Raw genomic sequence first — 630 nt, 5'->3', positions numbered from 1 at the left:
TCTCTAAGATTGACTCAGTGAAATTGGAATAACTGTGCAGATACAGTTTACCTCTAGGTAGACGAGAAGACCCTATGCAGCTTTACTGTTACTAATTATTGAATATAATTCTAACAACTTTTAGTATAGAAGGTTCATCGATTAGATAAAAATGAAATACCTTTATTTGTGTGTTATAGTATAAACCTTGAAAAAAGGAACAGTGGTTAGGAGACAGTTTATGTGGGGCACAGACCCCTTAAAGAGTAAAAGGGTGTATCTAAAAATATATCTTATATTAATATAAGTTAATTTTATTTTTTATTGTTTGTAATTATTTTAACTTTGTTATATTTAATCATATATTTTGTGTAAAAAATATATTATTTACATTATAATTAGGTAAGATTTTCCCTATTGAGAAATTAGTTGTAGTAAAAGATATTAATAAATAAATAATATTTTTTTTAGTTATTATAATTTTAAATTATTAATAATCATGTTTAATACTTACCAAGCTAAATGGCTTAATCTTGCTTTACTGTTTGATTCACAACAAATCTTACAGTCGCGTAAGCGGGGCATTAGATCACAAGATGCAATAAGGAAAGATCTTGGATTATTGGAAAAGCTACGCTAGGGATGTTAGTC

Annotated in this window: 1 rRNA gene; it reads left to right on the top strand. The window is 27.0% G+C overall.

The features are described 5' to 3' along the window. Positions 1 to 630 (top strand): 23S ribosomal RNA (locus ACYVEA_RS34710); the annotation flags it as partial.

It is taken from the genome of Spirosoma jeollabukense (genome assembly GCF_054777855.1).
Note: the sequence above shows the minus strand (reverse complement) of the source record. Positions and strands in the feature narration are given on the sequence as shown.